This window comes from Paenibacillus sp. GM2FR, from assembly GCF_002803325.1.
GTDB lineage: Bacteria > Bacillota > Bacilli > Paenibacillales > Paenibacillaceae > Paenibacillus_AQ > Paenibacillus_AQ lautus.
In genome coordinates this window covers 1-15,096 of record NZ_MKZM01000011.1, presented here as the reverse complement: position 1 = coordinate 15,096, position 15,096 = coordinate 1, and the positions used below count along the sequence as shown (strand labels likewise).

Annotated in this window: 8 protein-coding genes and 1 rRNA gene; 8 read left to right on the top strand and 1 reads right to left on the bottom strand. The window is 50.0% G+C overall.

Annotated elements, in window-relative coordinates:
* The first annotated feature begins 98 nt into the window (after window positions 1-98).
* From PAEVO_RS28505 to PAEVO_RS28475, 7 genes are all read left to right on the top strand, one after another.
* Window positions 99-704 carry a class I SAM-dependent methyltransferase gene (locus tag PAEVO_RS28505; protein ID WP_100540872.1) on the top strand — a complete coding sequence of 202 codons (606 nt, stop codon included), beginning with the start codon at window positions 99-101 and terminating at the stop codon, window positions 702-704.
* Window positions 705-837: 133 nt separating this feature from the next.
* Window positions 838-1,710, top strand: coding sequence for a phosphatidylinositol-specific phospholipase C/glycerophosphodiester phosphodiesterase family protein (locus PAEVO_RS28500; RefSeq protein ID WP_100540871.1), 873 nt, complete (start codon window positions 838-840; stop codon window positions 1,708-1,710).
* A 411-nt stretch (window positions 1,711-2,121) separates the two neighbouring features.
* The gene (pcrB, locus tag PAEVO_RS28495) at window positions 2,122-2,811 is read left to right on the top strand and encodes a heptaprenylglyceryl phosphate synthase (RefSeq protein ID WP_100540870.1); all 690 of its coding nucleotides are present in this window, start codon (window positions 2,122-2,124) and stop codon (window positions 2,809-2,811) included.
* A 299-nt stretch (window positions 2,812-3,110) separates the two neighbouring features.
* Window positions 3,111-5,441: a DNA helicase PcrA gene (gene pcrA, locus PAEVO_RS28490; RefSeq protein ID WP_100540869.1), complete on the top strand. Its 2,331-nt coding sequence runs from the start codon at window positions 3,111-3,113 to the stop codon at window positions 5,439-5,441.
* A gap of 120 nt (window positions 5,442-5,561) precedes the next feature.
* A complete protein-coding gene (gene ligA / locus PAEVO_RS28485) occupies window positions 5,562-7,577 on the top strand; it encodes an NAD-dependent DNA ligase LigA (RefSeq protein ID WP_100540868.1) in 2,016 nt (671 codons plus the stop codon).
* Window positions 7,578-7,938: 361 nt separating this feature from the next.
* Entirely contained in the window at window positions 7,939-12,435 is a 4,497-nt protein-coding gene (locus PAEVO_RS28480) for a S8 family serine peptidase (protein ID WP_100540867.1), read from the top strand.
* A gap of 255 nt (window positions 12,436-12,690) precedes the next feature.
* Window positions 12,691-12,882 (top strand): hypothetical protein, encoded by a 192-nt coding sequence (locus PAEVO_RS28475; protein ID WP_100540866.1) that lies wholly within the window; start codon window positions 12,691-12,693, stop codon window positions 12,880-12,882.
* A 59-nt stretch (window positions 12,883-12,941) separates the two neighbouring features.
* On the opposite strand, the gene PAEVO_RS28470 is transcribed toward PAEVO_RS28475, so the two are convergent.
* Window positions 12,942-14,198, bottom strand: a complete 1,257-nt coding sequence (locus PAEVO_RS28470) for an MFS transporter (RefSeq protein WP_100540865.1) — start codon at window positions 14,196-14,198, stop codon at window positions 12,942-12,944.
* A gap of 493 nt (window positions 14,199-14,691) precedes the next feature.
* Between PAEVO_RS28470 and PAEVO_RS28465 the strand changes: the two genes are divergently transcribed.
* A 16S ribosomal RNA gene (locus PAEVO_RS28465) occupies window positions 14,692-15,096 on the top strand; the annotation flags it as partial.

The following is a 15,096-nucleotide window of genomic DNA, read 5'->3' as shown; positions in this document are numbered from 1 at the left end:
GATTTCTAATGTTTTCGAAATGATCGTGTTTTCATTTGCCGCTTCATTTGCCTATCAGGAGGATCACATCCAATAAGCATTTTATGGGAGGAATCAATATGGAAAACGCCAAGGTCCAGGATTTCATCGAAAGCAGCCAAGAGCAATGGGACGAAGAGTACAGATCCCGCATGTGGGATTATTTATCGGACATCACGGAATATGCCAGATACTCGGTCGTGTACGGTTACATCAGAAAGTTTAACGGTGACGAGGGCATTCTGGATATGGGATGCGGAGCCGGCCTATTGTTTGAAATGCTGTTAGACAATGAAAAGTCGAATTACACAGGTGTTGACCTGTCCGAGGAAGCAATCAGAATCGCATCCGGCAAAACATCAAGGGACCAATTCCAGAACGCAGACATCAATCACTATGTTCCGCATAAACGCTACGACGTCATCGTTTTTAATGAATCGTTGCAGTATGTGCCCAATACCCCAAGCAAGCTGTTAGAATATGCTCGTTACCTGACACCGGATGGCGTCATCATCTCTTCCCTATATTCTCATAAGAACACCCAAGATCCTGATTATCTCATGGTAGAACATAAGATTGGCGAGATTGAAAGCTGCGGATTATTTGATGTCGTGGATAAAGTCAGCGTGTTTAACCACAATGCGGGTTTGAAATGGTATATTCATCTTTTGAAGACCAAGAGCTAGTGATCAGCAGCAGTATTTATATAAGTCATTCCGTCACTTGGCAGCCCCCAAGTGGCGGTTATTTGTTTTGCCCACCCTTCAACCGGGTATTTACCTAGCAACAGCATTGAACGAAACAAAGGGTGGGGATACCATGAAACGGATCGCAGCTGTCCTTCTATTATTTTCCGCCATTATGATACTGCTTCTGACTCATCTGGAGTTGGAAGAAGAAGCGCCGCAAGGATTTGCAGCCTATCGCCTGATCGCCCATGCCATGGGAAGCATCGGGGAACAGCCCTACACGAACGCCTACGAAGCCATGGTCGTTAACTACGAGCAAGGCACCAGGGTATTCGAGATTGATTTGATGCTGACGGAGGATCGCAAAGTCGTAGCCAGGCACGAGTGGACGGAGAGCATGACCCAGCAGCTGGGTCAGAAGGAGAAACTCCCCGAGGATAAGCAGGCGGCCCGCCTGAGCCATGAGGAATTCATTAATACGCCGATTTTGGAACAATATCAGCCGATGGATATTGAGGGAATTATGGATATGATGGAGCGTCATCCCGATATCTATATCGTGACGGATACGAAGGAGCAGGAGGATCAGGATATTCAGCACCTGTTCACGGAGATTGTAAGTACCGCTAATGAACGGGATCTGAAACTTCTGGATCGGGTCGTCGTCCAAATTTACAATGAGCCGATGCTTGATATGGTTCAGGATATCTATCCGTTTGAGTCTATTATCTATACGCTGTATGCCACGCAGGATTCACCCGCCGAGATCACGGCTTTCGTGCAGGAAAACAGCATTGACGCCGTTACCATGCCGGAGTACAAGGTAAGTCCGAATTTTGTAGCGAAGCTGAGGCAAGCGGGTGCCGTGACCTATGTCCACACCATCAATGACACGAACACCGTGAACAATTATGAAAAATGGGGCGTGTACGGCGTTTACTCGGATCTGCTGACAGAGCCGGAGCTGGAGCAGAACAGTTTGAGATATACCATTAAAAAGTGACTCGCATAGAGGGTGCTTTTCATGGTTTTCCCCCATGTTGCATCGCCCGTCAATTGAAAAGGCTAATTTCATATATAGTGATGCTGAATATTGGAGTCCGTTGTCTCCCAAAGAGACGCGGGCTTTTTTATGATATCAGAAAGTCTAATCTTCGAAGCTTAGCCTATCTGGTATCACAAGAAAATCATCATCTAAATGCGGTCTGGAATTGTATGTCGGAAGACGTTTTTCTTAGCTAAGTACCCGCCCAAATTCCTTTCCAGCGGCCCGGTTCGGATATCGACTGAACGGATAAATGACAATTACCAAAAAAATGTTCGTATTTTATGCGAACATAAATTGACTTGCTTACCGTGCTAGCATAGACTTATTTTAGTATAATAGTAACCCGTGAACGTGGAGGAATGACGCTTGAAAGAGATGATACAATCCTGGAGGCATGTGTTTAAGCTGGATCCCGACAAGGAGATCGATGACGAGACCCTTGATGCGGTATGTTTGTCAGGAACCGATGCCATCATGATCGGAGGCTCAACCGGAGTCACTTATGAAAATACCGTGGACCTGCTGTCCCGAGTTCGACGTTACGAGCTGCCGTGCGTGCAGGAAGTATCCGATCTGGAAGCCGTTGTACCCGGATTTGATCTATATATGGTCCCGATGGTCATGAATACGCAGGATCCGACCTGGATCATGGGCCGGCATCGCGAAGGAATCGAACGCTACGGGTATATGATCCCGTGGGATCTCGTTGTGACCGAAGGTTATATCGTATTGAACGAGAATGCCGCGGTGGCGAAGCTGACCGGAGCAGAGACTTCGATTGAAGCGAGTGCTGCCGCTGCTTATGCACAGATCGCGGACAAGCTGATGAATCTGCCAGTTGTGTACCTGGAATATAGCGGCACGTTCGGGGATATGGAAACTGTCCGTACGGTTCGAAGATCGCTGGATAATGCCCGTTTGTTCTACGGTGGCGGAATAACCAATGCCGAGCAGGCACAGGAGGCTGCAGCTATCAGTGATACGATCGTTGTGGGCAACGTGGTGTACGAACATCTGGTGCAGGCGCTCGAAACGGTCAAGGCCGTGAAGGGCTGAGTGGTTTCTGTATTCCATCTGCAAAAAAATAGAGACGCGTTACGGTAACCTTAGGGTCTATAATTAGTGTGTCTTTTCCATCTGTCTTGTGACGGATAAGCATGTATTTATTTCATTTAAATATTGTAATTCATTAAGCTAAGCAGCGCAGAAATCAGAGTGTCTTAGACACGCAGCAAACTATACCCTATCCATTCTCTTTAATGTAATTGATCTGCCAGACCAGAACCATTTTTCATCTTTTCACCTTTACCCAAGTTTCTCCCTTATCAAATCTACACCTATTAGGAGGCAACACTATGCATTCCATTGATATACACGACGCCGTCAGACGTCTGAATCCACAGCAGCGTCAAGCCGTTGAAGCAACCGACGGACCGCTGCTCATTATGGCGGGCGCCGGCTCCGGCAAGACGCGGGTGCTGACGCACCGGATCGCGTACCTGATCGCCACGCGCAAAGCCGCACCATGGAGCATCCTTGCGATTACCTTTACGAATAAAGCAGCCCGCGAGATGCAGGAGCGGGTATCCAAACTGGTTGGCCGGGAAGGCCAGGACATCTGGGTATCAACGTTCCACTCGATGTGCGTGCGGATTTTGCGTAAAGACATTGAACGGATCGGCTTTACCTCGAATTTCAGTATTTTGGATTCGACCGATCAGCTGTCCGTTATTCGGAACGTGATGAAGCAGCACAACATCGATCCGAAGAAATTCGAGCCGAAGGCGATTCAAGCCGCCATGAGCGCCGCCAAGAATGAGCTGATCTCCCCGCAGCAGTATGAACAGAAAGCCGGAGACTATTTTGAATCTCTTGTAGCCAAGGTCTACACCGAATACCAGAAACGCTTAAAGAGTAACAATTCGCTTGATTTCGACGATTTGATCATGACCACGATTCAGCTGTTTAAGGAAGTGCCGGAGGTTCTCGATTTCTACCAGCGCAAATTCCAGTATGTCCACGTGGACGAATACCAGGATACCAACCGGGCGCAGTACATGCTCTGTCGCATGCTGGCGGACAGCCATCACCGTATCTGCGTTGTCGGTGACAGCGACCAGTCGATCTACCGCTGGCGTGGCGCGGATATCACGAACATCCTGAATTTTGAGCAGGATTATCCCGAGGCGCGGACGATTCTGCTGGAGCAGAATTACCGTTCTACAGCGAATATTTTGAACGCTGCCAACAATGTCATTGGCCTGAATACAGGCCGCAAGCCGAAGAATCTGTGGACCGAGCAAGGTGAAGGACCGAAGATTAAAGTGTTCCGTGGGGATACGGAGCATGATGAGGGGTATTTTGTGACCTCGGAAATTAGCAAGAACATCAAGGACGGCAAGAGCTATCAGGATCATGCGATTCTGTACCGGACCAACGCCCAGTCCCGGGTCATTGAGGAAATTCTGATCAAGTCGGATATCCCGTACCAGATCGTCGGGGGCATCAAGTTCTATGATCGTAAAGAGATCAAGGACATGCTTGCTTATCTTCGCCTGATTTCCAATCCGGACGACGATATCAGCTTGACGCGGATCATTAATGTGCCAAAAAGAAGCATCGGCGACACCACCGTCGCGAAACTGGCGGCTGCAGCCGCAGAGCGGGGCATCTCGATCTTCCGCGTGCTGGAAATCGTAGACGACCTCGGTTTTGCCGGACGGACGCGCAACGCGCTGGTCGGCTTCTACGACATGATTGCCGCGCTCAGCCGAATGGTCGAGTTTCTGTCGGTCACTGAGCTTACGGAAAAAATACTCGAGATGTCCGAGTACCGCCTCGAACTGCAAAACGAGAATACAATCGAATCCAGATCCCGTCTTGAGAACATCGACGAGTTCCTGTCGGTGACGCAAGAGTTTGAAAAGAATAACGAGGATAAATCCCTCATTTCCTTCCTTACAGATCTTGCGCTGATCGCGGACATCGATTCGATGAACGATGACGAAGAAGACCGCGACGACGCTGTCGTACTCATGACGATGCACAGTGCCAAAGGTCTGGAGTTTCCAGTGGTGTTCATTATCGGCATGGAGGAAGGGGTATTCCCACACAGCCGTGCCTCTATGGATAACGAAGAACTGGAAGAGGAGCGCCGGCTTGCTTATGTAGGGATCACGCGAGCAGAGAAGCAGTTGTTCCTGTCCTGTGCACGCATGCGTACGCTATTTGGCCGCACGACGGCGAACCCGCCTTCACGCTTCCTGGAGGAAATCCCGGAAGAGCTGAAGGAAGACACTCAGATGGCGCATGACCGATACCGCCGTGGTAGCGGGGGCAATGTGGGCGGATCTTATGCAGGACGCGGCTTCGGCGGCGGTGGAGGCAGCAACTTTGGAGGAAGCCGCAGCGTGGACCTCTCCCTCAGCGGTTCGACGGCATCCGCGCAAGCCGCACCGAAGAGCCGGGTGACGATGACAACCGGTGCTGCATCCCGTCCAGCGGCCGCTTCCGGCAGCGGGGAATTTAAAGCCGGCGACAAAGTAGCCCATGGCAAATGGGGAACCGGTACAATCGTAGCGGTAAAAGGCAGCGGCAACGACATGGAATTGCAGATAGCATTCCCGGCGCCTGTGGGCGTGAAACGCCTGCTTGCCGGCTTTGCGCCGATTACGAAAGTGGAATAAGGATACAACTAGGAGAATCGGCATCAACGGAAGAACGATCCGAATCGCACGTGATGATAGGCAGAAAATCTTAACGCAACCTATTATGGCCTTATATTATTGAAGGAGGATTGCCCCTGCATGGATTTCAAGGAAAAGATGGAGAAGCTCATTGCGGAGCTAAACAATTACAATTACCATTACTACACGCTGGATCAGCCGCTTGTAAGCGACAAGGAGTATGATGCCCTGTACGACCAGCTGGTAGCGTTGGAGGCCGAGACCGGAGTGACGTTTCCGGATTCTCCGACCCAGCGGGTGGGCGGGGAGATTCTGAAGGGTTTTGCCCCGCACCGCCATTTGGCTCCGTTATGGAGCCTTGATAAGGCTCAGAACATCGAGCAGCTCCGTACCTGGCATGATCGCGTCGTCAGGCTGGTCAATGACTACAATACGAAGAATCCCGGCAATCCACTGCCGAATCCTTGTTATGCACTGGAACTGAAGTTTGACGGGCTGACACTGAATCTGACCTATCAGGACGGCAAGCTGGTTCAGGCGTCGACACGGGGCAACGGTGCGGTTGGCGAAGGCATTTTGGCTCAGGTGAAAACCATCAAGTCGGTGCCGATGACGATCCCGTACACGGAAGGTACGATTGAAGTACAGGGCGAAGGCATCATGAACCTGTCCGTGCTGGAACAATACAACCAAACCGCGGCAGAGCCGCTCAAAAACGCGCGCAATGCCGCCGCAGGGGCGCTCCGCAATCTAAATCCAAAGGTAACGGCCGAGCGTAAACTGAACGCTTACTTCTATAATGTAGGTTATTCGGATGGAATCACCTTTGCTGATCACAAGGAGATGATGGATTTCCTACGCGAGAACCGGCTCAAGGTCAATCCATACATTTTCTATTTTGAGCAGTTTGATGATGTGATGGAGCAACTGGCGGATATTGAGAAACGCCGTTCCGAGCTCGATTATCTCATCGACGGAGCGGTGGTGAAGGTTACAGATTTCCGCATCCGCGAAGTTCTTGGATATACCGACAAGTTCCCGCGCTGGGCAGTTGCTTATAAATTCGAAGCGGAAGAAACAACAACCGTGCTGCAGTCGGTAACCTGGAATGTGGGACGGACCGGAAAAATCACGCCACTGGCGCGTGTAGAGCCTGTTGAGCTTGCCGGAGTTACCGTGCAAAATTGTACGCTGAACAATATCGGGGATATTGAGCGCAAGAACCTCAAGTTCGCGCTCGGCTCACGGGTCTTCATTCGCCGTTCGAATGACGTTATTCCCGAGATCCTTGGCAAAGTAACGGAGGAGCAGGATGGCGAAGAGATCCTGTATCCGGAACAATGTCCATCCTGCGGCTTCCCGCTGGAACAGCGCGGCGCCCACCTCTTCTGCAACAACAAAACGGGGTGCAAGCCGCAAATCGTGGCCCGGATCACGCATTTTGCTTCCAGGGATGCCATGGACATTGAGACGTTCAGCGATAAAACCGCGATCCAGTTATACGACGAACTGGGCGTGAGAGAACCGGCTGATCTTTACACGCTTTCTTTTGACAGTTTGCTGAAGCTGGAGCGCTTTGGGGAGAAAAAAGCCCAGAACCTGCTGGATGCTATCGAGAAGAGCAAGGAGCGGGATCTTGCATCGTTCCTCTTCGCACTGGGGATTCCGAATACCGGTAAATCCACAACCAAAATGCTGGCCGATCACTACCGTGATCTGCACCGCGTGATGGCTGCGACCGCAGAAGAATTGGTCGAGCTGCCGGATGTGGGCGGCATCGTGGCCGAAAGCATTGCTGGATACTTCGCGGACCCGTTTGCCCAAGCGAGCATTCAGAAGATGCTCTCACTGGGTGTCCAAGCGAAAGCGCCGGAGGCACCGACGCCGGTCAGCACCGATTCCTATTTCAGCGGTAAAACGGTTGTGTTGACAGGCACCCTCCATCTGCTGACCCGCGAAGAGGCAACCGAACGCTTGGAAGCGCTCGGCGCCAAAGTCACCGGTAGCGTGTCCAAGAAAACGGACCTCCTCATTGCAGGCGAAAAAGCCGGCAGCAAGCTGGCTAAAGCCCAGCAGCTCGGCATCGACATCCTGGAAGATGAGGAAGAGTTCGTACGGTTGCTAGACGAATCATAATACAATCTGGATATATCTTGCAGAATCAGTTGGACCCCTTAAAAACCGAGGCTATTTCATAGCCTCGGTTTTTCTTTTTCCTCGATTTCCTTTCTCCTCCCTTACTTTCTATGTAAGCCTTAATTCCCTTGAATCTATGACGTTTCCTGGCATTCGTCAAAACCTCCTATACATTCGACTGAACTTAACAAAAACATACAGAAAAGGATGGAGGAATCTAATTTTAGAATCTAGAATAATTTACCACGGGTCAGTCTAATGCCGAAAGGAGTGGATACCATCGAAAGGCAGCACAGATATGCTGATGACATCCCAGACCCTAATGTGATTGGGAAATCTATCTTATGGGAGGGGCAAAGCCTTGAGTAAAAAGTTATGGTCCGCACTACTAAGTTTTTTATTAACGCTATCACTCGTTGCACCAGCGGCTGGGGCCGCTCCGTCAGAACGGCAAGTCGAGCTGGACAATCAGCTCAGTGCCGATGAAGCTAGGCAGATAAGGGATATTCTGAAACAGCGAGCTAAGCTTGCGGAGTTTCCGGTGCTTGAACAAAGCCTGCAGAAATCTGCCGGGGGTCCTACAAGAGTCATTGTAGAGCTGTCTACTGAGCCAGTGGCCTTAGCCAAAGGACTTTCCTCTATTCAGGGTCAATCCTTTAGTTCTTCCGCAGAGGCGAAGGTTGAGGCACAGGTGCAATTGGAGCAGCAGACTTTTATACGCAGCCTGAGCACGAAGAATATAACGCACGAAATTTCGGAGCAATATAGTTACGCATTCAACGGGGTGTCCATGGAGATTGACGGCAGCAAGATTGAATCGCTGCTTGATCTCCCTGGCGTTCTAGGCGTATATCCCGATCTGGAGGTAACGGTTGGACCGAAGGGCGAAGTGAATCCATACATGAAGGATACGGGGCCGTTCATCGGTGCTCCGGAAGTATGGGATCTCGGTTATACAGGTAAAGGCATTAAAGTAGGCGTTATCGATACGGGTATTGATTACGTACACCCTGTTTTGAAGGATGCTTATAAGGGCGGATATGACTTCGTCGACAATGATAACGATCCCTATGAGACGACTCCGCTCGACTGGGAGAATGATCCTTCCGATCCCCCACAGGTCGATGACAGGGGAAGTACGTATTGGACAGATCACGGAACGCATGTAGCGGGTACCATCGGAGCCCGCGATGCTGGCGAATATGGAGTCGTGGGCATTGCGCCGGAAGCGGATATCTATGCTTACCGTGTTCTTGGGCCATACGGAAGCGGCTATTCCAGCTGGGTACTGGGTGGTATTGACCGTTCCGTTCAGGACGGAATGGATATAATTAACCTCTCGCTGGGCAATTCACGCAATGATCCGGACTATGTTACGTCCGTAGCACTCAATAATGCTGCGCTGGCTGGTGTCACGCCAGTCGTTGCAAGCGGCAATTCAGGGCCTAACCGCTGGACGGTTGGATCGCCAGGGGCAGCGGCTTTTCCGATTACGGTAGGAAACTCAACGGGTCCAAGTGACGAAATGGCGGCAACATCGCACTTTTTCACGGATGCGGAATTGCCGGTTGAGCCAATTGATAACAATGAGGGTCCGTTGGAGCTTGGAGCTGAGCCAAAACAGCCCGTTACACCTGAAGTGCAGACGGATGTAGGAGCACAGGCAGACGAAGCAGTTGGGCCAACATCGAGTGAAGTTGCATCACCAATCGATGAGACTACGCCTTCCGTTGATACGGAGCAGGATGCCACGCCAGTTCAATCGGGTGATGGCCCAGAAGAGGGGCCGGTCACTGATGAAGTCCCTGTTGAATCTATCGAGGATGAAGAGGTGCCTCCGGCAGACGTTAACGCTCCGGTTACGGTGGTAGATGCTACGTATAAGCTTGAATTAATGGCTTGGAATCTCGCAGAGGATCCAGAAGTCGCTCTGGATGGAGATTTTGAACTGGTTTATGCCGATCTGGGCAAACCCGAGGATTTCGCAGATAAAGACGTTACGGGCAAAATCGCTTTGATTAAACGCGGCGAGCTCGCCTTTGTCGATAAAATCGCCAATGCGAAGGCAGCAGGCGCGACGGGCGTCATTGTATTCAATCAGAACCCTGGGCCAATTGGTGTTTTACTTGGGGACAGCTTTGCCTTCATCCCAACCTTTAGTATGAGCAAAGAAGACGGCGATTATATCAAGTCGCTGCTCGATGCCAACCCGGATCTGAAAGTGAATTTTACGGATTTTATTAAAAACCGAACCGCCGGCGATGAAATGAATGATTCCAGCTCGCGTGGCCCGGCTAAAAAGACGCTGGACATTAAGCCAGACGTTGTAGCACCGGGAACGAGCATTTTGTCATCCGTTCCGGCCTACGGGAAAGACATTGCAGATGCAGATTACAGCCAATCCTATGATCGCTTTACGGGTACCAGTATGGCATCCCCGCATGTGGCCGGGCTTGCGGCTCTCATTTTGGAGAAACATAACGATTGGACTCCATTCGATGTCAAAGTCGCACTGATGAACATCGCCAAAGTACTGAATACCGAGTCTTACGGTGTAACGGATCAAGGAGCCGGGCGCGTACAAGCACTCCATACCATCCAGGCAGAGGCTCTGGTGAAGGTCCTGGACAAGACTTCGTATCAGGAGAATGGATCAGCTAACCATAAGGAGAACATTACTGGAAGCATTAATTTTGGTAATTTTACCGGAAAAGCTGCTAAGACCGTTCAGAAAAAAATAAAAGTAGAGAGTATTGGAAATGCGGGCGGGACTTTTAATGTGCAAATCAATAACACGCAGGTCACGCCGGGGGTAAGTGTTGAAACGGATAAAAGCACCTTTACCCTCAACGGTCAAGAAGAACTCACGGTAACTCTCCAAGTGCCGGAAGGGATAGAGGGCGTATCGGAACAGCAAGGCTATATTACCTTTACGAATGGTACCCATACTTATTCGGTTCCGTATGTTGCGTACTTTAATCTTGAGATCACCGGCGTGAAGTATACGAAAGCCTACAGTGATACCGAAAACTACTTACCGCATGTTCCGTTAACCGAGACGGGTGAATTGGGCAAGCTCAACCTGGCTTTCGAATTTTACAATCCGATGCAGATTGTCATCGTGGACTTGTATGACAGTCTTAATCCAGGAGCGGGTGTTGACGGCGACGGTATTATTGGCCAAATATTTGGTGCAGAAGCCTATTTTGATGCCAACACCTCATTTACGATCGGCTGGAACGGGAAATATGCCGATTATGAGACCGAGAAAGAGGTAGAGGTTCAGGACGGATTGTATTCGATCGAGCTTTTATCCCTGGATACCGATCTCTTAGTCCACTCGGATTATGCGACGATTCCTTTCTTCGTGAAGAGAGCGGCACCTGAGATCAATACCGAGCTTGATGTTAAAATTTCCGGCAAGAGCCATCCTGCATTATCCGGAACGGTCGATGACCTCTATGTAACGGCTGCTCCAGCGATGTGGGATGAATGGGCCATTGATTTTGACGTTAGCGAATGGCTGGATGCCAGTTATGTCATTAAAAGAGCTAACAAAACCGTTGCCAAGCAAGGTAGTTTCGATGTCGAGCAGGATGGTGGATTTAACATTGCCTTAGACGGATTATCTTCAGGCAACTATACCGTTGAGCTTTCCGTCAAAGACCGTCAAGGTCTTGAAGGAAAAGCGACGGTTGACCTGCAGCTGACGGGCGCGCCTGGACCAGGCACCCCTGATCCCGGTAACCCAGGTGGCGGATCCGGCGGCGGTGGAGGCTCGTCCTCCGGTGGCGGTTCTACAGGAACTCCGTCCACTCCGGCTCCTGAAGTATCGGGGGATGCCAAAGTAACCACCAAGAAAAATGCGGATGGCACAGAGTCTGCAACGGCAGCCTTGTCGGAAGCAGCGATTACTGCAGGAATTACTGGTGACAGCAAAGAAGTGAAGCTGGACGTATCGAAGCTGGATTTCAGCAAATATAGCGAGGTAGCCTTTACTCTCGGCAAGACTGCCGTGGATAAACTGAAAGCATCCGGCAAACCACTTGTTATTACGGGTAACGGATTTACCCTGACGGTGCCTGCCGATGCCTTGGATGATTTCACAACGAGCAGCGGATTCAGCTTAGCGGTTTCTGTAGCTGCAAGCAAAGCGGGATCCGGAAATACTTTAAACGCTGTTTCTTCGATCGTTACGGTGAAACATGCAGACAAGTTCAAACACCCACTTCTGCTGACATTGAACTATGACCCGGCAAAAGTGAAGGATGCACGTAAGGTTGGTGCCTATGTGCAGTCGGAAAAAGAAGACCTGCAATCCGCAGGATTGCTGCAATCGGCTGCGCGGGGATCGATCACGTTCCGCATTAACGGACCGGGATCTTACGTGGCTGCCGAGAATAACGTGGCCTTTAACGACATTGTCGGCCACTGGGCTAAGGATGAGATCGAGGTTGCTGCCTCGCAGCATATCACGAACGGCACAGGTGCAGGCCGGTTTTCTCCGAACAATGCGGTGACTCGTGCCGAATTTGCGACGCTGCTTGATCGTATTTTCGAGACAGGTATCGATTGGGAAACACGCAGCAAAGAAGCGGGGGCGAAGAATCCGCTGACCCGTGAGGATATGGTGGTCATGATCGCGGAAGCGTTGAAGATTGACTCCAACGCAGGCTCATTGTCATTCAACGATACGAATCTAATTTCGGAGGATGCACGTGCTGCCGTAGCCTTTGCTGTAAACCAAGGTCTGGTGAAGGGAGTGAACGGCAACCGCTTTGCGCCTGGTGAGACTTCCACTCGGGCTCAGATATCCGTGATTGTGTACCGTTTGCTGGATTATCTGAACAAAATCTGATGAAAGCCTAAACAGATTCATCTAGAATACAATCGTGGTTAAGCAAAAGAGGAGCTGCTCCATGTCATGCGAATTGACGGGACATCTCCTCTTTTTACTGGCGCTCGCTTTGATACAAGTATTACAATGTTAACATCGTTGCTCCTTTTAAAGTTGGCCCTCGTTTATTGGAACCGTCAACAAAAATGTTGATTATACATCCCGTGATATGTAATATTTCGGTAGCGTGTGAAGTCGGATGAAAGGAGGAAGGGAATGAAATATAATACAGTGTTCTATGTAACCATTGGAATAGTTCTATTTTTTATTATGGTTACGGTGCTCGGGGATATCGCGGCTGAGGATGCTGCTGGAATGATTCGCATGAGCTTCGAGTGGCTGACGAAGTACGTGCTCCCATGGATATTCCTATACTGGTTCATAAAACTCGTCAAAAAAATGAAATAAAAAGACACTCACCAACGCACCATTGTGCAGCCCGATGAGTGTCTTTTTCCATAGTACGACTATTCCTTCGACCACTGGTCCAGCTTGTCATCACCGGGAAGAAGCAGGGCAAGCAGACCAAGCAGCGGCAAGAAGCCGATGGCGATCATAACATTGCCGATTCCCCAAGCATCTCCGAGATTACCGAGCACAAGCGAACCGACCCCACCCATGCCAAAAGCAAACCCGGTGATCAGCCCGGATACTGTACCGATATTGCCCGGATGCAGCATTTGGGCATACACAACGGTGACCGAGAAACTGCTCAATAGGACAAAACCGCCGATCAGCAGCAATACAGCCGCCCAGAACGGGGAGGCGAACGGCAGAATCAACGCAATGGGTGCCGTGCCGATCATGGAGAGCATGATCATATTGCGGCGGCCAAAGCGGTCGGCCAGCGGACCGCCGAAGAAGGTGCCTACAGCTCCGGAAGCTAGAAACAGAAAAATATAGATCTGAGCATTATCAATCGTGATCTTATATGCATCCATGAGGTAGAAGGCATAATAGCTGCTGATGGCTGCGCCATACCAGGAGCGGATAAACACGAGAATGACGAGAACCAGCGTTGCATTACGTACGCTTTTCCGGCGAGCGGGATCGAGCATGCGTCCGGCAGTTTTCTTTTTAAACGTGTAACCAGCTTTCAGCATGCCGTGGTACCAATGGGCAACATAGGATTGCACGAGGATACCAGCCGCGGCAACGAAGGTGAAACCGATCGCGCCAAACTGTCCGAACGGTACGAAAATGTATCGTGTCAAAAGCGGGGCAAGTGACTGTCCGGCATTGCCACCTACTTGAAAGATGGATTGGGATAACCCTTTTCGCATGCCTGCAGCCATATGTGCGACCCGCATTCCCTCAGGGTGGAAGGTCGCAGAGCCTAATCCGATCAGAACGACGGCGAACAGAACCAGGATGTATGTATGTGCATATGCAAGAATGAATACACCTGCAAACGTGAAACACATACCGATCGGAAGCAGAATCGGTGTCGGCCTTCGATCCGCGGCGTACCCGATAACTGGCTGGATAATGGATGAAGTAAAATTAATAGCGAAGGAGATCCAACCGATCTGCGTAAAGGTAAGCAGCAGATTATCCTTTAATATAGGAAATATTGCAGGAATCACGGACTGAATTGAATCATTAAACAAATGCACGAAACTGATGGCGATCAGAATTTTATATACGGTGGCCTGATGTGCCTCTCCGTGCGCAGGACTTGGGGTCTCTTTTGGCTTCTGGAGAGCGATGCCTTTGTCTGCCATTCGGCGAACTCCTTTCTTATAGATATGGTCGGTCTGTTAAAAAGCGATGAACTAACCTTAAAACCTTTTCTATAGGAAATCAATTACATTTCGAGATGATACTTCAGAAATTTGAGGTCTATGATTAAGCACATTCATAGCAAGGCTGCCTACAGACTGGGTTAAATATCGATCTCTATAAGATATAAATCATGATAGGATCGATGTTATGCGAAACTTTACATATTTTCTTTTAAAAATGCTTGCTATATCTTTTGTATCATGGTATATTACTAACTGTCGCTTTTGACGAAAGCTTCTGAAGCTTGTCGAACGGCGTCGAAAAAAAGTGTTGACATCAAGTTAATTACTTGATAAGATATAATCCTGCGCTGCTGATTGAAAATGATCGGCAAAGCAGCCAACAAGTTCCTTGAAAACTGAACAAATGGATCACGTCAATGTAACACAAGCAAACGTTAATACGTTAGCTTTGAAATGAGCAAGTCAAACTTTATTGGAGAGTTTGATCCTGGCTCAGGACGAACGCTGGCGGCGTGCCTAATACATGCAAGTCGAGCGGACTTGATGGAGTGCTTGCACTCCTGAAGGTTAGCGGCGGACGGGTGAGTAACACGTAGGCAACCTGCCCTCAAGACTGGGATAACTACCGGAAACGGTAGCTAATACCGGATAATTTATTTCACAGCATTGTGGAATAATGAAAGACGGAGCAATCTGTCACTTGGGGATGGGCCTGCGGCGCATTAGCTAGTTGGTGGGGTAATGGCTCACCAAGGCGACGATGCGTAGCCGACCTGAGAGGGTGAACGGCCACACTGGGACTGAGACACGGCCCAGACTCCTACGGGAGGCAGCAGTAGGGAATCTTCCGCAATGGGCGAAAGCCTGACGGAGC